Genomic DNA, 17,379 nt, shown 5'->3' with positions numbered 1-17,379 from the left:
GGTCCGCCTAGTGGTCCTGGTTCTGCGGCGGGAGCGCTGCAATCATCGGGTGGTCCTTGCCGGTGTTGCCCACCTTGGCTGCGCCGCCCGGGGAGCCGAGGTCGTCAAAGAATTCGACGTTCGCCTTGTAGTAGTCAGCCCATTCCTCGGGGGTGTCATCTTCGTAGTAGATGGCTTCCACCGGGCATACGGGTTCGCAGGCGCCGCAGTCGACGCACTCATCGGGATGGATATAGAGGGAGCGTTCGCCTTCGTAGATGCAATCGACGGGGCACTCCTCAATGCATGCCTTGTCCTTAACATCTACACACGGCTGCGCGATTACGTACGTCACGTCCCTTGCCTCTCCACGTTGATTGCCGGCCAGTGGCCGGTTGCTGCATCCGGCCTGTATGCCGGCCTGTCCACTTCAGAGCCTATTATCTCCCAGTCCCGCCCCGCGAACGAAGCGGGCGCGTCACACTCCGGACAGGTCATACGATGGACCGGTGAATCCGACATCACCAACACCCCGGCAGTTCCTGGCCACGGCCCCGGCCGGAACCCGTGTGGTGGTGCGTTACAGGATCGACAGCGGCTTTACGGACGCGCTGGGAGACCTCCTTGGGTGCGGCGAAAGTGAGTGCACCATACGGACGCGGAGGTCCGACGTCGACATTCCGCTGGACCTGGTGGTTGCCGCTAAACAGGTGCCGCCGGCACCTCCGCGGCGCGGTTCACGGCGGGCCTAGGCCCTGTCCCTTCCCTCCAGTGCACCATCATCAAGTGCACCGCCATCCAGCGCCTCGTTATCAAGCGCCTCGTCCTCCAGGCTCCCGTCCGCCTGCACCTCGTCTGGAAGCGTGCGCATCGTTCGGAGTGGAGAGAACAGGACAGGGACGGCGGCCAGGAGGCTGCCAGCCGCTCCGATCAGCATGGTGGGTACCAGCCCCAGGTGTTCGCCCAGGTAGCCGGAGCCCAGGGCGGCCACTGGCATCACACCCCACACCGCGAACCGGATGGACGCGTTCATCCGGCCGAGCAGCCGCGGCGGGCAAACCCGCTGGCGCATGGTGAGCTGCATGATGTTGTAGACCAGCACGCTGAAGCCGAACCCGAGCTCCGAAACCAGCAGCAGGGCCAGCGAGGCCGCCGGTTCGGAAACGACCGCGGCGAGCGGCACCAGCAGCAGAAAGACCGAACTGACCAGGGCGCACACGGGAATCACGGTGCCCTCGCCGATCCGGGCTGCGAGCCGCGGCGCTGCGACTGCACCCAGCAGCCCTCCCGCGGCGCCGACGGTCATGATGAGGCCCATGCCCTGCGGTCCCAGTCCGAGGGTGCGCAGTACCAGCACCGGCATCAGCGTGTAGATCAGCATGCCCGAAAAGTTCATTCCGCCGGTGCAGGCCGCAATGCGGCTGATGAGCGGATGCCGGACAACGAACGTGAGGCCTTCCCGTATTTCGACCGGAAGGGGACGCCGTGCGGCCACCGGCACACGTGCCTCTGAATCGCGGGTCCGTGACAGAAACAGCGCGGAGAGCAGGTAACCCGCGGCCTCGCCCAGGAACAGCACGGGGGCCGACACGACCGCCAACAGCGCACCGCCGGCGGCGGGTCCGCCGATGCGCGCCAGCTGGGCCGTCGCCTCAAGCTTTGAGTTGGCCTCCCTCACATGCCGGGACGCCACCAAGACGGGCACGTAGCTCTGATAGGCGACGTCGAAGAACACCGTGGCCGTTCCCACGATCCCCGCGGCCAGATAGAGATGCCAGATTTCCAGGCCGCCGCTCCACCACAGGACCGGCACCGCGGCCATGGCGGCCATCCGGAGCAGGTCGGCAGTGATCATGGTCCTGCGCTTCAGCCAGCGGTCGACCCACGCCCCGGCCGGCAGCCCTACCACCAGGAACGCCGCAAGGCCTGCGGCGTTCAGGGCGCCCACCTCGAATTCAGAGGCGGAAAGCAAGGTGACGGCCAGCACGGGGAGCGCCAGCTGGCCCAGCTGCGCGCCGAACTGTCCCAGGGCTTGCCCGGCCCAGAAGGTGGCGAAGTTCCGGTCGCGCCACAGCGGGCCTTCTGCAGGCTCCGCGGCGGTGGGTTCGGCAGTCACGGCTTCAGTTTCGGCGGGCGATTGGGCATATGTCAATCGCTTACTGCTCGTTACACTTGCGTCTATGAACCACCCGCCGGAAAGCGACGACGCAGACCTGGTGGCCAAGGGCCGCGCGCTGAGTTCGCCGCTGCGGCTGAGGATACTTCGGCTGTGCCTGCACCAGTCGCGCACCAACAAGGAAATCGCCGAGCTGCTTGGCCTCAATCCGGCTTCAAGCCTCCACCACGTCCGGACCCTGGTCCGGACCGGATTCCTGCTGGCGGAGGAACGCCGGAAGGGCCGGCGCGGGGCCACCGAGGTGCCGTATATCGCCAGCCGCAGGTCGTGGACCACTCCGGTGGACAACGTCTCGCCGATACTCATCGAGACGTTCCTTCAGGAGACCCGGGACCTTCCGCCGGAGGACATCGAGGTGTGGCGGCTCGGCGTGAAGTTCAATGCGGCACGGCGGGAAGAAATGCTGGGCAAGCTGCGCGCCGTCGTCGAGGAATACATGGCACTTCCCGCAGACGACGACGGCGAGGCCACCTCACTCATGATCGCCCACCACCGGGATCCGACGGCTGACTAGGGCGGTACCTTGGGTTGACTAGGGGCGGTACCGCCGGCACCAGGTCAGCATGGCGACCGTGACCACCACGATCCCATAGACCCAGATACTCCCGGCCAGGTCCCCCGCGATCAGCCGCTTGCCGGATTCCATTCCGGACCACCAACCGGCCAGGGCGTAGCAGAGCGCGCCGCACACCGCCGTCGGAATCAGCGTCCGGAACGCCGCGCCGAGGAACAGCTGGAGCGACGCCAACAGCAGCAGCGCCGCGACAGCCCCCAGCGGCACGTCAGCACCGATGGCTGCGAACTCCTGGCGGTGCAGCGCCGTCCCGGCCAGGGCAGCAAAAAGAGCTGCCGGCACGGCGGCGGCCAGGCCGCCTGCCGTGCCGGCAGCTCTTCTGTTCACAGTCTCAGTTCCCTGCCCGAGGGAACCGCTACGCCTTGGCGCGGGCGCGGTTGGCCTTGGCACGCTCGTTGGAATCGAGGATGACCTTGCGGATGCGGATGTCCTCCGGCGTGACCTCGACGCACTCGTCTTCGCGGGCGAATTCGAGGGACTCTTCGAGGGTGAGCTCGCGCGGCGGGGTGAGGTTCTCGAAGCTGTCCGAGGAAGCCGCACGCATGTTGGTGAGCTTCTTTTCCTTCGTGATGTTCACGTCCATGTCGTCTGCGCGGGAGTTTTCGCCCACGATCATGCCTTCGTAGACCTCGGAGGTCGGCTTGACGAAGAAGGAACCGCGTTCCTGCAGGTTGATCATGGCGAACGGGGTCACCACACCGGCGCGGTCGGCCACCATGGAACCGTTGGTGCGGTATTCGATGGGTCCGGCCCAGGGCTCGTAACCCTCGGCGATGGAAGCGGCGATGCCGGCGCCGCGGGTGTCCGTGAGGAACTTCGTGCGGAAGCCGATCAGGCCACGGGCCGGAACGATGAATTCCATCCGGCACCAGCCGGTGCCGTGGTTGGCCATGTTGGTCATGCGGCCCTTGCGGGCGGCCATGAGCTGGGTGACGGCGCCGAGGTACTCTTCGGGCACGTCGATGGTCATGTGCTCCATGGGCTCGTGGACCTTGCCGTCAATGGTCTTGGTGACCACCTGGGGCTTGCCGACGGTGAGCTCGAAGCCTTCACGGCGCATCTGCTCCACGAGGATGGCCAGCGCGAGCTCGCCACGGCCCTGGACTTCCCAGGCGTCCGGACGCTCGGTGGGAAGAACCTTGATGGAGACGTTACCGATCAGTTCCTTGTCCAGGCGGTCCTTCACCTGGCGCGCCGTGACCTTGGCGCCCTTGACCTTGCCGGCCAGCGGGGAGGTGTTGATACCGATGGTCATCGAGATCGCGGGATCGTCAACGGTGATCAGCGGCAGCGGCTGGGGGTTCTCGACGTCGGTCAGGGTCTCACCGATGGTGATCTCCTCAATGCCGGCGACGGCGACGATCTCGCCCGGGCCGGCGGACTCGGCCGGAACCCGCTCGAGGGCCTTGGTGGCGAGGAGTTCGGTGATCTTAACGGTCTTGAGCTCGCCGTTGGCGCGGGCCCAGGCAACCTGCTGGCCCTTGCGGAGGGTGCCGTTGTAGATGCGCAGCAGGGCGAGGCGGCCCAGGAACGGGGAGGCGTCCAGGTTGGTGACGTGCGCCTGCAGGACACCTTCCGGGTTGTAGGTCGGGGCCGGGATGTGCTCGATGATGGCGCTGAAAAGCGGTTCGAGGTCCTCGTTCTCCGGGGCGGTGCCGTCGGCCGGCTGCTCAAGGGACGCGCGGCCTACCTTTGCGGCGGCGTAAACCACCGGGACGTTGAGGATCTTGTCCAGGTCAAGGTCGGGAACCTCGTCGGCGAGGTCGGAGGCCAGGCCCAGGAGCAGGTCCATGGACTCGTGGACGACCTCTTCGATACGGGCGTCGGGGCGGTCGGTCTTGTTGACCAGGAGGATCACCGGCAGGTGCGCGGCGAGGGCCTTGCGGAGGACGAAGCGGGTCTGGGGCAGCGGGCCCTCGGAGGCATCCACGAGCAGAACGACGCCGTCCACCATGGACAGACCGCGCTCCACCTCGCCGCCGAAGTCGGCGTGGCCGGGGGTGTCGATCACGTTGATGGTGATGGTTTCGCCGTTGGAGGACGGTCCGTTGTAGGCCACCGTGGTGTTCTTGGCCAGGATGGTGATGCCCTTTTCGCGCTCCAGGTCACCGGAGTCCATGACGCGGTCTTCGAGGTGGTTGTGCTCGGCAAAGGAGTTGGTCTGCTTGAGCATGGCGTCCACAAGGGTGGTCTTGCCGTGGTCAACGTGGGCCACAATCGCGACGTTGCGCAGGTCACTGCGAACTGCAGTTGCTACCGCGGTGTTGGTGGTGGTTTCAGACATGCGTTATTGCTCGATTCAGTGGTGAAGTCAGCTGTTGTATCGCGACATTTCCAACCGGAACGCACGACGGATCAGACCCTTAACACAGGGCACCTACTGCCAGTCTAAACGCTCAGCCATTTATTGGCCTAAAACGGCCGCCCTCCCCCGACTCCGGGCCCGTTACCAAATCGTGAATCCAGCGCGGCGTCACGTGAGCAAAATCACTGGCTTTTCCGAAAGTGATCCACCACTATTGGCTAGACCACTTTACGAACAGGCCAGGAGTCCACGGATGTTACAAGCCTCGACGCGGGCCCTCCTGATTGGCCCGGTCATCGCCGCCAGCGTATTTTTGGCGGGCTGCGGCGCCACGGGGCCTGCGCCCGGAACCGGAACGACCGTGGTCCCGCGTGCCGCCGCCCCGGTGGCCTCCCCCGGCGAGGCCGTGGCCGCCGGCTCGGCAGTCGTGCGCGACCTGGGGGCCGCCGTCGACCCCGCCAGCCTTCCGGCCGGCGCGCTGTACCGCAATCCGGCCAACGGCCGGGACGAGGTCATCGTGGGCAACATCGCCCACACCGCGCTGCTCATTGGTGACTCACAGTCCGAGCCGCAGGCCAGCTGGCCGCGGCGGGCACTTGCGGGGCTGGGCTACGACGTCTTCTTCTGCGGCAAAGGCGGCACCGGCTTCGTCGCCTCCAACGGCACCACGGGCAACTACGTCGATGCCTTGCAGCGCGGTGACTGGCACCTGCCCTACGGCTTCCCTCCGCTGGTGCTGATCGAGGGCGGCGGCAACGATGCAAAGCAAGGGGCGGGTGACGAGCAGATCTCGGCCAACGCAGACCGGCTCATCACCTCGATCAAGCAGCGGTACCCGGGCGCGAAGCTGGCCATGGTGGGAACCCTGGGCAAGGGAGCGGACCACGGCGGCGCCCGCCGCGCCGAGGTCGACGCCCTGCTGGGGGCCGTTGCCGCGGACCACGGCATTCCGTTCGTCAGTGTCGGCGACTGGCTCACCCGCTATGGGCTGGAATCGCAGCTCAAGGACAGCGTCCACATGAACGGCGAGGGGCACCGCGCCCTGGGCGCGCTGCTGGGTGACAGGCTCGCGAAACTCGGGCTGGGCCTGTCCTAGCTTCAGTCGGGGGGAGCGCTTTTTGGCCACAATGCAAAAGGGAGCCGGCGGCCGCCTGAAGGCGGACACCGGCTCCCTTGCTCTGTTTCAGTCCCGGCTACTCCGTTCCCGTGGCCAGCAGCTGCGCCCGGAGTTCCCGGCGCTCACGCTGCTTTTCCGGATCCGGCAGCGGCACGGCGGCAAGCAGCCGCTGTGTGTAGGCCTCCTGCGGGTTGCGCAGGATCTGGTCTCGGGTGCCCTGCTCAACAATCCGGCCGCGCTGCATGACGCAGATGCGGTCAGCCAGCACATCCACGACCGCGAGGTCGTGGGTGACGAATAGGCAGGCGAACCCGAGCTCACGCTGCAGGTTCTGGAACAGCTCCAGGACCTTGGCCTGCACCGACACGTCCAGCGCAGACGTCGGCTCGTCCGCCACCATCAGCTTCGGCTTGAGCGACAGTGCCCGGGCAATGCCGACGCGCTGCTTCTGCCCGCCGGACAGCTCGTGCGGGTACCTGTTCCGGTAGTTCCGCGGCAGCTCCACCTGGTCCAGCAGCGCCTCGATGCGCTTCTGCAGGTCGCCTCCCTTCGCCACGCCGGCGAGGTACATCGGCTCGCCGATGCTCTCGCCGATGGGCAGGCGCGGATTCAGGGACGAGGACGGGTCCTGGAACACCATGCCGATGTGGCGCCGGACCTGGTGCAGCTGCTTGCCGTTCTTCTTCGCAGCGGAGATGTCCTCCCCCACCACACGCATAGTTCCGGCAGCCACCGGCAGCAGTCCGACGGCGGCGCGCCCGATGGTGGTCTTGCCCGATCCGGACTCCCCCACGAGGCCCACCACCTGCCCGGGATGGATGGTCAGGTTGGCTCCCTCGACGGCGCGGAAGGCCGGGACACGGCCCTGCTTCGGGTACTCGATGGCGACGTCGGTCAGCTCCAGGACCGGTTCCCCCACGGGCCCCCGGGCTTCAGCGGCTGCCAGGGCAGCCGCGTTCTCCCGCTCGCGCCGGACCAGCTCGTCGTGGTCCACGGACTCAAGCTGGGCGTGGGTGGCCGCTGCCAGGGCCGCGGTCACGTCCACCTCCGGGGCGGCGTCGGTTCCGCCCTGCCCGAGGTGCGGCACGGCCGCCAGCAGCGCCTGCGTGTACGGATGCCGGGGATTGTGGAAGATCTGCTCGGCGGTGCCGGTCTCCACGATCAGGCCCTTGCGCATGACGGCGATCCGGTCCGCCAGGTCCGCCACCACGCCCATGTCGTGGGTGATCAGGACGATGGCGCTGTCCAGCTTGTTGCGCAGGTTCCGCATCAGGTCCAGAATCTCTGCCTGGACCGTGACGTCCAGCGCCGTGGTGGGCTCGTCCGCGATCAGCAGCTTGGGGTCGCAGGACAGCGACTGGGCGATCATGGCGCGCTGGCGCTGGCCGCCGGAGAGCTGGTGCGGATAGGACTTGAACGCCTTCACCGGATCCGGCAGTTCCACGAGCTCAAGCATCCGCAGCGCACGCTCCTTGGCCTGCTCCGGCGAGACCTCGTTGTGAAGCCGAACCGTCTCGACGATCTGCGCACCCACGGTGTACACCGGGTTCAGCGCCGTCATGGGCTCCTGGAAGATGACGGCAACATCCTTGCCGCGGACGCTGCGGATGTTGCCCGCGTCCTCGCCCAGCAGCTCCTTGCCCGAGAGCCTGACACTTCCGGACACCCTGCTGTTGCTGGGCAGCAGGCCGAGCAGCGCCATGGAACTGGCGCTCTTGCCCGAACCGGACTCACCGACGATGGCCAGGACCTCGCCGGCGCGGACCTCATAATTAAGTCCGATGGCGGCCGGCACCCACTTTTTTTCGACACCGAAGTCGACGCTGAGGTCGCGAACTTCCAGGACGACGGAACCCTTCCCGTCCCCCTTCCGCCGTCCGGCGCCGGGTTCAATGGAGTCCGGCCCCAGCGGGTCCGGCGACGGGCGGTCAGGGCTGATGTAGTCAGACATGTTGGGGTTTTCCTTCCACCCGTGCCAGCGGAGCAGCTGTGATTAGTGCTGCGGCCGGGAATACTGAATTATTGGGGGCATGAGCACTGTGCCGCATGCCGGAAACGCCGCAATCTTCAAAGCGCGCACCAACAAATGGTTTGCAGGATTCTCGTGGTTCGTGGCGGCCGCCGGGCTGGCCGGCCTCGTCGTGGCGGGCGGTATGCCCGCCCTGGCCGGTGCCGGGCCGCTGTTGCTCATCGCCTACCTGGGCTGGCTGCTGTTTTGGCGTCCGGCTGTGGTGATCCACGATGCCGGCGTCACCATCGAAAATCCGTTCCGCGCCATCACGGTGCCGTGGGCGGCGCTGGTTCAGGTGGATACCCGCTACGCGCTGACCCTCGTCACCCCCGGCCGGAGCTACGGGGCCTGGGCGGCTCCCGCCCCCGGCATCTGGGGCGGACGCAACGCCCGCCCGGAGGACCTCCGCGGACTGCCGGACAGCACGTACGGGCCTGGAAACTCCGTCCGCCCGGGCGACCTGAAGAGCACCGACTCGGGGCAGGCCGCGCAGCTGGTCCGTGGACGCTGGCAGCGGCTGATCGAATCCGGGCTCCTCGATGCCGGGGCAGCCGAGACCACTCTGGTCAGCGTGAGGTTCCGCTGGCCCGAGGCAGCAGCCACCCTGGTCCTCCTCGGGCTCAGCTACTGGAGCGTGGCCGCGCTTTAGGCCGGAAGCGAGCTGCACCCGCCTGCGGCGTCGCAGCAGCACCTCAGACTCCCCTGTCCCCGCCGGCGGCCCGGCCGTCGTCGGCCCGGCTGTCCAAAGCCGTCACCGGCGTCGCCTCCGGAACAGTTGCCCCGGTGTCCCTGGCCTTTTTGGCGTTGAACTTCTTCTGCCGCGGATCGAAGGCATCACGCAGGCCGTCACCGATGAAGTTGATGCTGAGGCAGATGAGGACGATGAACAGGCCGGGGAACCAGAACAGCCAGGGACGGGTGGCAAAGGCTTCCTGGTTTTGGGAGATGAGCAGGCCCAGCGAGGTGTCCGGGGATTTAACGCCCACGCCCAGGTAGCTGAGGGCTGTTTCGGTGAGGATCGCCGCCGACATGGTCAGGGTGACGTTGACGATCAGCACGCCCACCGCGTTGGGCAGGATGTGCTTGAAGATGATCCGGGCGTTGCTGGCCCCGGAAATCCGCGCCGCGTCGACGAACTCGCGCTCCCGCAGGGTGAGGAACTCGCCGCGCATCAGCCTGGCCAGGCCCACCCAGCTGATCAGCCCCAGGAAGATGCCGAGCGCAAGGACACCGTTGCTGCTGGCGAAGGCCGCAAACCAGCTGCCCTCGTCCCGGCGTCCTGCCAGCTGCGCCATGACCGCGGCGAGCAGCAGCGCCGGGACAATGATGATGACGTCGGTGAGCCTCATCAGGATGGCTTCCATCCAGCCCCGGAAGTAACCGGACAGGGCCCCGACGACCACACCGATCAGGCCTGCGATGAGGCCGATGACCACCATGATGGTGATGGACTGCTGGGCACCGCGCATGGTCATGGCGAACAGGTCGCGTCCGATCCGGTCCTGCCCGAAGGGATGCTCCCCCCATGCAAGGGGCCACAGCGACGCGGTGGGAGTGCCGTCATTGACCAGCGGCGAGACGGCTTCGTGGGTGTATTTCCACCAGCCGGGGATTCCGGCGTAGCCCACGGACGTGAAGGCCATGACGAAGATGATGGCGAAGACGGCCAGGCCGACGATGGCGCCGGAGTGGCCAAGGAACCGCTTGCGGACAATCTGGCCCTGGCTGAGGCCCTTGGCTTCGGCGACAGGTTCGATGCCGGCGGCTTCCTGCCGCAGCCCGGCCTCCTCGGCCATGATTTCATCCTGCTGACTGGGCTGGCTCATGCTTTCACCCTTACTCGTGGATCCAGTGCGGAGTAGGCGAGGTCCGCGATGAGGTTGAACGCCATGGCCGTGATGGCGACGCAGACGAACACGCCCATGACGGGGTTCGGGTCAACGTGCTGGATGCCGTCAAGGAAGAGGAATCCCATGCCCCGGACGGAGAATACCGTCTCGGTGATGACCGCGCCGCCGATCAGTCCGCCGATGTCGAACGCGACGATGGTGGCCACCGGGATCAGCGCGTTCCGGAACGCGTGGCGCATGACCACGGTCCGCTCGGACAGGCCCTTGGCCCTCGCCGTCCGGATGTAGTCCATGTTCATGATCTCCAGCATGGATGCCCGGGTGAACCGCGTGTAGCCGGCGAGCGAGATGAGAATGAGCGCGGTGGTGGGAAGGATGAGGTGCGTGAAGGAATCGAGTCCCAGGATCCAGAAGTCGCCCTCGATGTTCGGCGTGCCGGCGCCGATGGTGGCGATTGGCCGCCCCCGGACCCGGCTGTTGTTGAAGTATGCGGGCCAGGCCTGCATGAAGCGGTCCAGCATGATCAGGAAACCCACCAGGAAGGACGTGATGGCAGCAGCGCGCATGGACTGCCCGCGGTCGTAGCCGCCCATCAGGTAGCCGATGGCCATGCCGACCAGGACTGCGGCGACCGCCAGCAGCACGATCATCAGGAACGTTGCCTGGCTCAGCAACGGCTGGACCACAAAGTAGAGGACCACGCCCACGCCCGCGGCAATCAGGGCGGACTGCAGTGCTTTGCGGTTCCGCAGGCCCGCTGTCAGCAGGGTCACGGCAAATGCGATGCCCACGCCGGCGATGGCGATGACCACGGGGCCCAGGCCTGGAGTCTTGAACCACTGGGTGACGGAGAAGTAGATGAGGACGGCAGCGACGACGGCAAAGACGACGCCGCCCGTCAGTACCCTGCGCCTGGCGTCACCGCCGGCCACGATCAAAGCCACGGCGCCGAGGACGGCCCCGACGCCGAGCGAGACCGGCAGCGGTATCTCCGGGTTCCGAAGGAAGTTGTTGAAGCCGATGGCGCCGAATTCCTTGAGCAGGACGGCGACCCAGAAGATCGGCAGGGAGAAGAACAGGAAGGCCATGAAGGTCACGCCGTAGTCCAGCGTGCTGTACTGGCGCAGGGCTGTGATGATGCCGAGCGTGATGCCCACGAGGATGGCCAGGACGGCGGCACCGGTGACCAGCGTCAGCGTCTGAATGAGTGCGTGGCCGAGGGCGTCCGTGATGGGCTGGCCGGCGATGTTTTTACCCAGATTGCAGGAACCGGTAAACGGCACCAGGCACTGGGCTGCGCCGCCGAGCCATTTGAAATACCGCACCGGGGCAGGTGTGTCGAGATCCAGCAGCGCGGATCTCGAGTCCATGAGCTGCTGCTTGTTCGGCGCGCTGCTGGCGCGGAACTCTGCGAGCGGATCGCCTGACGCTGCGGTCAGCAGATACACCAGGAACGATGCGCCCAAAAGAATGAGTGCGGCGGTGACGAGCCGCCGGACTATGTAGGTCACCATTGTGATTGAACCTCAGGATTCGGGTCCGGGGATTGCCCGGACCGGTCGCAGGTTTGGCGGCGCCTAGCTGCTTGTGCTGCCAACACAGGCACCGCCGGGGGATGGCGCTGCAAGGCGCCGGGACCGTGGTGCGTGGTCCCGGCGCCTCAACTAGCTTGCTGCACTTCGTGGCACGGGCTTACTTCTCGGCCCACTCCCAGAAGTTCCACCAGACGCCCGTCTGGTTCGGCATGAACTTCACGCCGGTGATGCGGTCGCTGTAGGCGTCAACACCAACGGACTGGAAGAGCGGGAGGCCGTAGGCCGAGTCCCAGATCTTCTTGTCGATCTGCTTGGACAGCTCATCCTGCTTGCTGCGGTCGGTGGTCACAATGAGTTCGTCCATGAGCTTGTCGGCCTCAGGATCGCTGAACTTGTTGAAGTTGGAACCGTTGCCGGAGCGGAAGATCTGCGGCACGCCGGAGACTCCGACGCCAGGGTTGATCCAGCCGAAGATCGTGGCGTCGTAGCCGCCCTTGCCGAGGGCCTTGCCCCAGTCAGAGGCGCCCAGTCCGCCGTCGACGATCTTGAAGCCGGCCTTGGTTGCGGACTCACGGATCAGCGAGAACGCGTCCACGCGGTTCGGGTTGTCCTTGTTGTACATGATGCGGACCTCGGGGGTGGCACCGTTCAACAGTTTCTTGGCACCGTCAACGTCCGCATCCTGGTAGGACGAGGAGCCGTTGCCCTGCACGGAGGCCTCGTAGGCCGGCTGCGCGGGAACGAACAGCTGCGAGTCCAGGGGCTTCGCCTGCGGATCGAGCTTCTTGATGATCTTGTCCACGATGTCCTTGCGGGGAACCGTCTTCAAGAACGCCTCGCGGACGTTCTTGTCAGCGAACGGTCCCGTGTAGTTCAGGTCAATGTGGTCGTAGGAGAGCTGGTTGCCCTGGTCCACCGTGACGCCCTGGCTCTCGAGTGCTTTGAGCTGGTCGAGGGTGTCAGCCGAGGCCTGCGGGGCGATGATGTCGGCTTCGCCGTTCTTCAGGGCCTGCACCTGTGCCGGAGAGGAACCGATGTAGCGCACGGTGATCTCGTCCAGCTTGGCTTCGGGGCCCCAGTTGTAGTCCTTGTTGCGGACCATCGTGAGCGACTGGTCCTGGTTGATGCTCTGGACCACGAACGGGCCGTTCGACAGGAACAGGCTCGGGTCACTCGGCAGGGTTTTGGAGTCGAAGCCGGTGTTCCACATGTCCGACATGGCCTTGAGCTTGGCGTCGGCGGCCTTGGGTGCCTTGGAATCACCGCGGGGCAGGCTCTTGAGGTGGTCGATGAAGGCCTGGGTATCGGCCAGTCCGGCCTTCTTGGCCAGGACATGGGCCGGGATATCGATGCCCGGTCCGCCCAGCGCGATCTCCCAGTCAGCGAAGGGCTTGGAGTATTTGATGGTCATGGAGCGGTTGTTGTCGCCGATTTCCGGGAAGTCGGTGAGCCCGAGACCCGTGGAGTCGCCGGCATACGAGAAGTAGGATGTTCCCGTCTTACCCTCGGCGTCGGCGTCGTTGTAGTACCCGGAGAATGCTGCCCACTGAAGGAGCAGGTCGGCGGCCGTGACGGGTGTGCCGTCCGACCACTTAACGCCTTCGTTGATGGTGTACTTGACGGTCAGCGGATCGTCAGACGTCTTTTCCATCTTGCCGAACTTGTCATTGTGGACGACGTTCAGCTGGTTGTCGATGTAGTAGAACCCGGAGTGTGTGGCGTAGCTGACCTTCGAGTTGATGTCAGTGTTGCCGTCGGCCGTGTTGGGGTTGAAGGTGTTGAACGCGTTGACCTCAACGACAGTGGCTGTTCCCCCCTGTTTGCCGGCCGCATTACTGGACGGGGTTGTCCCGCCATTGGTGCTCGCGCAGGCGCTGAGCGCCAGTGCAGCCGCGGCTGCAACGCCTACTGCTTTGGAAATACGACTGAATCGCATTCCGCCTCCTATGTTTCTGTGAGTGTGGAAAAGACCTTCGCTGTGGGCGCCGGCCAGACCCGCTACATCCCCCCAGTGAGATGTGGCGAGTCTCACATGACAAGTAGCCTAGACCCGAACCCGGCGGCCGCGGTCCGAAAGTTGTCCCTCAGTAAAGGTTGTTATCGAGATGCAACCAAGCTGTTGCCGCGGGAAAAGTACCCGCCCTTTTTCCTTGACGCCCTGTGGCCCGGAGGGTAGAGGCGTCAATCACAGAAAAAGCCCCGATCCTAGGGATCGGGGCTTTTCGCCGTTAATACTCAATCACTGAGTAGCCCGGCGGAAACTCACACGTTGAAGCGGAACTCCACCACATCGCCGTCGGCCATGACGTATTCTTTGCCTTCGATGCGGACCTTGCCGCGCGATTTCGCCTCGGCCATGGAACCGGCATCGATGAGGTCCTCGAAGGAGACAACCTCGGCCTTGATGAAGCCGCGCTGGAAGTCCGTGTGGATGACGCCGGCGGCCTGCGGGGCGGTGTCACCCTGGTGGATGGTCCACGCGCGCGCCTCCTTCGGCCCGGCCGTGAGGTAGGTCTGCAGCCCGAGCGTATGGAATCCGACGCGGGCCAGCTGGTCCAGCCCGGATTCGTCCTGCCCGTTCATTTCGAGCATTTCGCGCGCCTCGGCCTCGTCGAGCTCCACCAGGTCGGACTCGAGCTTGGCGTCCAGGAAAATGCAGTCGGCCGGCGCAACCATGGCGCGCAGCTCAGCCTGCTTCTCCTCGCTGCCGAGGATTCCTTCGTCCGCGTTGAACACGTAGATGAAGGGCTTGGCGGTCAGGAGGCTGAGTTCCTTGAGGTGCTCCATCTCCAGCTTGTCGCTCTTGACGGAGGAGTAGATGGTGTCGCCGCGCTCCAGCACGGCCTGCGCGGCCTTGATGGCAGCGAGCTCCGCGGCCTCCCGCTTCTTGATCTTGACCTCTTTTTCGATCCGGGGAATGGCCTTCTCGATGGTCTGCAGATCGGCGAGGATCAGCTCGGTGTTAATGGTTTCCATATCCGAGCGGGGATCGACCTTGCCGTCGACGTGGATGACGTCGGGGTCATCGAACACGCGCACCACCTCGGCGATGGCTTCCGCTTCGCGGATGTTGGCGAGGAACTGGTTGCCCAGGCCTTCCCCTTCGGACGCGCCCTTGACGATGCCGGCGATGTCGACGAAGGACACAGCCGCGGGCAGCACGCGCTGTGAGCCGAAGATCCCGGCGAGCTGCTGGAGCCGGGGGTCGGGCAGGTTCACGACGCCGACATTGGGTTCGATGGTGGCGAACGGATAGTTCGCCGCCAGGACCTGGTTGCGGGTCAGTGCGTTGAAAAGTGTTGATTTGCCGACGTTGGGCAGTCCGACGATGCCAATAGTAAGAGCCACGGACATTGATTCTACCTGTTCGGCCCCCGCTGCCCGTGCCGCGGGTGTTGCCTACCCAATAAATGTCACAGCCCCATGCCACAGTGAAGGCATGGAACCTTTTGCAGTCATTCTGGCCCTATTAATGCTGTTGCTGGGCGCCGTGTCCGGCGCGGGCGCGGTGTACGTGGTGCTGCGCCGCCGGACCAGGGCCCTGGAGGCGGATTTCGACGGCGTTTCGGCGCGGCTTTCGGAGGTCAGCGCCCAGTTTGCTGCCGCGGATGCCGAGCGGAAACTCCTGTCCGCCCAGAACCGGGACCTGGGCATGTCCCGCGATCAGGACTCCAGCGTCCTGCGTGCCCTGGCGCCGGTGGCTGAGAAACTGACGGCGGTCCAGCAGCAGGTTTCCCTGCTGGAACGGGACCGGCTTGAACAGTACGGTCAGCTGGCCCAGCAGCTGCAGGAAGCCCGCCTTACGGATGAACAGCTGATGCGGTCCACGCATGCGCTGGAGTCGGCGCTCCGGTCAAACAGCGCGCGCGGCCAGTGGGGCGAAGTGCAGCTCCGCCGTGTTGTGGAGGCCGCAGGCATGATGCGGCACGTCGACTTCCATGAGCAGCACCACGGCACGTCAGGCGCCGAGGCCGCCGTCCGCCCGGACCTTGTGGTCCAGCTGCCGGGCGACAAGCAGCTCGTTGTCGACGCCAAGGTCCCCCTGTCCGCCTACCTTGAGGCGCAGGAGCTGGGACAGTCGGCCAGTGACAAGCCCGGGCTCAGCCAGGCCGCGCGGCAAAACCTCCTGGCGGCCCACGCCAAGGCACTGAAGACCCACGTGGACGCGCTCAGCACCAAGAAGTACTGGGACATTTCCGGGAACTCGCCTGAACTGGTGATCTGCTTTGTCCCGGCCGAGTCCATCCTCGCCGCCGCGCTCTCGGCCGACCCGGCTCTGCTGGATCACGCGCTGTCCAAGAATGTGGTGCTGGCCTCCCCCGGCACGCTGCTCGCGGTGCTCAAGTCCGTGGCGTTCACGTGGCGCCAGGACGTTCTCACGGACAGTGCACGCGAGCTCTTCGAACTTGCCCGGCAGCTGTACGAGCGGATGGGCACGCTCGGGGACAACGTGGGCAAGCTGGGGTCAGCGCTGAAAAGCTCGGTGGACCGCTACAACGCGATGGTCGGCACACTGGAGGCCCGCGTGCTTCCCACCGCGCGGAAACTCAATGCCCTGGACACCAGCGGGCTTGCCACTCCCCCGGCCGTACAGGTCACGCCGCGGTCCCTCGCAGCCCCGGAACTGGAAACGAGCGGGCCGCTGGCACCTGTGGACGAAGAGGACGCCGCCTAAAGAAAGCCGCCGGACGGACGCCGGCCCGCCTGGCGCTGCTAGCGCGAGCGGCGTCCGCCGAGGGCGCGGGACACATCCCCGGCTTCCTTGAGCGTGGCGCGGAGCTCCTTGGGCAGGGAGAAGAGCAGGTCCTCCTCCGCGGTCACAATCTCTTCGACGGCGTCGTATCCATAGTCGGCCAGGAGGCGGAGCACGTCCTTGACCAGGACCTCCGGAACGGACGCGCCCGAGGTCACGCCCACGGTGGCAACACCCTCGAACCAGGACTCGTCCACCTCGTTGGCGAAGTCAACACGGTACGATGCCTTGGCTCCGTATTCGAGTGCCACCTCCACGAGGCGCACGGAGTTGGAGGAGTTTGCCGAGCCCACCACGATCACCAGATCTGCCTGGGGCGCGATCTTCTTGATGGCCACCTGGCGGTTGGTCGTGGCGTAGCAGATGTCGTCGCTCGGCGGATCCTGCAGCGTGGGGAACCGTTCCTTGAGCAGCCGGACGGTTTCCATGGTCTCGTCCACGCTGAGCGTGGTCTGGGAAAGCCAGATGACCTTTTCGGGGTCCCGGACCGTCACTTTGTCCACTTCGTGGGGGCCGTTGATGATCTGGATGTGGTCGGGGGCCTCGCCGGACGTCCCCTCAACCTCTTCGTGGCCGTCGTGGCCGATCAGGAGGATGTCGAAATCGTCCTTGGCGAACCGGACGGCCTCCTTGTGGACCTTGGTCACGAGGGGGCAGGTCGCATCGATGGTGCGCAGTCCGCGGTCCTCCGCGGACTGGACCACGGCCGGGGACACGCCGTGGGCCGAGAAGATGACCAGGGCGCCTTCAGGCACCTCATCCGTTTCGTCCACGAAGATGGCGCCCTGCTCCTCAAGGGAGCTGACGACGTGCACGTTGTGGACAATCTGCTTCCGGACATAGACCGGCGGTCCGTAGTGCTGCAGGGCCTTTTCGACGGCGATGACCGCTCGGTCCACGCCTGCACAGTATCCGCGGGGGGCTGCCAGCAGAACCCTCTTGGGGCCCGGGACCGGTGCCGCCGCGAACACTTCCTCCGGCGAACGCCGCCGGCGCGGGACGGTTGGCATCGAAAGGGAAACTGCAGAGGAAGTCATTGCTCCATGCTACCGGCTGGGCGGCAGGCCATAAGCTGGCGC

General features: G+C 65.8%; 15 protein-coding genes. 5 read left to right on the top strand and 10 right to left on the bottom strand.

The annotated features are described in order from the left end of the window. Window positions 1–7 precede the first annotated feature (7 nt). Window positions 8–334 carry a ferredoxin gene (gene fdxA / locus ABIE00_RS06270; RefSeq protein WP_026265673.1) on the bottom strand — a complete coding sequence of 109 codons (327 nt, stop codon included), beginning with the start codon at window positions 332–334 and terminating at the stop codon, window positions 8–10. Between the two features lie 154 nt (window positions 335–488). Between fdxA and ABIE00_RS06265 the strand changes: the two genes are divergently transcribed. After that, window positions 489–731: a putative acetyltransferase gene (locus ABIE00_RS06265; protein WP_354258100.1), complete on the top strand. Its 243-nt coding sequence runs from the start codon at window positions 489–491 to the stop codon at window positions 729–731. Here the strand turns inward: ABIE00_RS06265 and ABIE00_RS06260 are convergent. Then, complete coding sequence (locus tag ABIE00_RS06260; RefSeq protein ID WP_354258097.1) at window positions 728–2,095, bottom strand: MFS transporter; 1,368 nt, start codon at window positions 2,093–2,095, stop codon at window positions 728–730. The genes ABIE00_RS06265 and ABIE00_RS06260 overlap by 4 nt on opposite strands. Window positions 2,096–2,159: 64 nt before the next feature. Here ABIE00_RS06260 and ABIE00_RS06255 point away from each other — a divergent pair, with 64 nt between their 5' ends. Continuing rightward, on the top strand, window positions 2,160–2,669 hold the full coding sequence (locus ABIE00_RS06255) for a helix-turn-helix domain-containing protein (protein WP_331575676.1): 510 nt from the start codon (window positions 2,160–2,162) through the stop codon (window positions 2,667–2,669). Between the two features lie 18 nt (window positions 2,670–2,687). Here the strand turns inward: ABIE00_RS06255 and ABIE00_RS06250 are convergent, their stop codons facing one another. Together ABIE00_RS06250 and typA are read right to left on the bottom strand one after the other, a co-directional pair. Continuing rightward, window positions 2,688–3,056 carry a hypothetical protein gene (locus tag ABIE00_RS06250; protein ID WP_354258094.1) on the bottom strand — a complete coding sequence of 123 codons (369 nt, stop codon included), beginning with the start codon at window positions 3,054–3,056 and terminating at the stop codon, window positions 2,688–2,690. 28 nt (window positions 3,057–3,084) lie between these two features. After that, entirely contained in the window at window positions 3,085–5,013 is a 1,929-nt protein-coding gene (gene typA / locus ABIE00_RS06245) for a translational GTPase TypA (RefSeq protein ID WP_003805173.1), read from the bottom strand. 274 nt (window positions 5,014–5,287) lie between these two features. On the opposite strand from typA, the gene ABIE00_RS06240 reads away from it, so the two are divergent. Further along, window positions 5,288–6,130 (top strand): SGNH/GDSL hydrolase family protein, encoded by an 843-nt coding sequence (locus ABIE00_RS06240; protein ID WP_354258089.1) that lies wholly within the window; start codon window positions 5,288–5,290, stop codon window positions 6,128–6,130. Window positions 6,131–6,227: 97 nt separating this feature from the next. Here the strand turns inward: ABIE00_RS06240 and ABIE00_RS06235 are convergent, their stop codons facing one another. Next, window positions 6,228–8,102: an ABC transporter ATP-binding protein gene (locus ABIE00_RS06235; RefSeq protein WP_354258086.1), complete on the bottom strand. Its 1,875-nt coding sequence runs from the start codon at window positions 8,100–8,102 to the stop codon at window positions 6,228–6,230. Window positions 8,103–8,181: 79 nt separating this feature from the next. On the opposite strand from ABIE00_RS06235, the gene ABIE00_RS06230 reads away from it, so the two are divergent. Then, on the top strand, window positions 8,182–8,811 hold the full coding sequence (locus ABIE00_RS06230; protein WP_354258083.1) for a PH domain-containing protein: 630 nt from the start codon (window positions 8,182–8,184) through the stop codon (window positions 8,809–8,811). A 43-nt stretch (window positions 8,812–8,854) separates the two neighbouring features. Here the strand turns inward: ABIE00_RS06230 and ABIE00_RS06225 are convergent, their stop codons facing one another. The 4 genes from ABIE00_RS06225 to ychF all read right to left on the bottom strand — a co-directional run bounded on the left by ABIE00_RS06225 (window position 8,855) and on the right by ychF (window position 14,895). Continuing rightward, the gene (locus ABIE00_RS06225) at window positions 8,855–9,988 is read right to left on the bottom strand and encodes an ABC transporter permease (protein ID WP_502914203.1); all 1,134 of its coding nucleotides are present in this window, start codon (window positions 9,986–9,988) and stop codon (window positions 8,855–8,857) included. Next, window positions 9,985–11,526 (bottom strand): ABC transporter permease, encoded by a 1,542-nt coding sequence (locus ABIE00_RS06220; RefSeq protein ID WP_354258080.1) that lies wholly within the window; start codon window positions 11,524–11,526, stop codon window positions 9,985–9,987. Before ABIE00_RS06220 ends, ABIE00_RS06225 begins: the two co-directional genes overlap by 4 nt. 178 nt (window positions 11,527–11,704) lie before the next feature. Next, window positions 11,705–13,483, bottom strand: coding sequence for an ABC transporter family substrate-binding protein (locus tag ABIE00_RS06215; protein ID WP_354258077.1), 1,779 nt, complete (start codon window positions 13,481–13,483; stop codon window positions 11,705–11,707). Between the two features lie 326 nt (window positions 13,484–13,809). Then, window positions 13,810–14,895 (bottom strand): redox-regulated ATPase YchF, encoded by a 1,086-nt coding sequence (gene ychF, locus ABIE00_RS06210; RefSeq protein ID WP_331575662.1) that lies wholly within the window; start codon window positions 14,893–14,895, stop codon window positions 13,810–13,812. A gap of 91 nt (window positions 14,896–14,986) precedes the next feature. Between ychF and ABIE00_RS06205 the strand changes: the two genes are divergently transcribed. Next, the gene (locus ABIE00_RS06205; RefSeq protein ID WP_354258074.1) at window positions 14,987–16,222 is read left to right on the top strand and encodes a DNA recombination protein RmuC; all 1,236 of its coding nucleotides are present in this window, start codon (window positions 14,987–14,989) and stop codon (window positions 16,220–16,222) included. Window positions 16,223–16,260: 38 nt separating this feature from the next. Here the strand turns inward: ABIE00_RS06205 and ABIE00_RS06200 are convergent, their stop codons facing one another. Next, window positions 16,261–17,337: a 4-hydroxy-3-methylbut-2-enyl diphosphate reductase gene (locus tag ABIE00_RS06200; protein WP_354258071.1), complete on the bottom strand. Its 1,077-nt coding sequence runs from the start codon at window positions 17,335–17,337 to the stop codon at window positions 16,261–16,263. Window positions 17,338–17,379 lie beyond the last annotated feature (42 nt).

It is taken from the genome of Arthrobacter sp. OAP107, assembly GCF_040546765.1.
Classification (GTDB): Bacteria; Actinomycetota; Actinomycetes; order Actinomycetales; family Micrococcaceae; genus Arthrobacter.
This window is presented reverse-complemented; position numbering and strand designations above follow the sequence as displayed.

Bases quoted from the DNA above. Each gene is read 5' to 3' on its own strand.
- ABIE00_RS06255 (WP_331575676.1), top strand. From the start codon at position 2,160: ATGAACCACCCGCCGGAAAGCGACGACGCAGACCTGGTGGCCAAGGGC.
- typA (WP_003805173.1), bottom strand. From the start codon at position 5,013: ATGTCTGAAACCACCACCAACACCGCGGTAGCAACTGCAGTTCGCAGT.
- ABIE00_RS06240 (WP_354258089.1), top strand. From the start codon at position 5,288: ATGTTACAAGCCTCGACGCGGGCCCTCCTGATTGGCCCGGTCATCGCC.
- ABIE00_RS06235 (WP_354258086.1), bottom strand. From the start codon at position 8,102: ATGTCTGACTACATCAGCCCTGACCGCCCGTCGCCGGACCCGCTGGGG.
- ABIE00_RS06230 (WP_354258083.1), top strand. From the start codon at position 8,182: ATGAGCACTGTGCCGCATGCCGGAAACGCCGCAATCTTCAAAGCGCGC.
- ABIE00_RS06225 (WP_502914203.1), bottom strand. From the start codon at position 9,988: ATGAGCCAGCCCAGTCAGCAGGATGAAATCATGGCCGAGGAGGCCGGG.
- ABIE00_RS06220 (WP_354258080.1), bottom strand. From the start codon at position 11,526: ATGGTGACCTACATAGTCCGGCGGCTCGTCACCGCCGCACTCATTCTT.
- ABIE00_RS06215 (WP_354258077.1), bottom strand. From the start codon at position 13,483: ATGCGATTCAGTCGTATTTCCAAAGCAGTAGGCGTTGCAGCCGCGGCT.
- ABIE00_RS06205 (WP_354258074.1), top strand. From the start codon at position 14,987: ATGGAACCTTTTGCAGTCATTCTGGCCCTATTAATGCTGTTGCTGGGC.
- ABIE00_RS06200 (WP_354258071.1), bottom strand. From the start codon at position 17,337: ATGACTTCCTCTGCAGTTTCCCTTTCGATGCCAACCGTCCCGCGCCGG.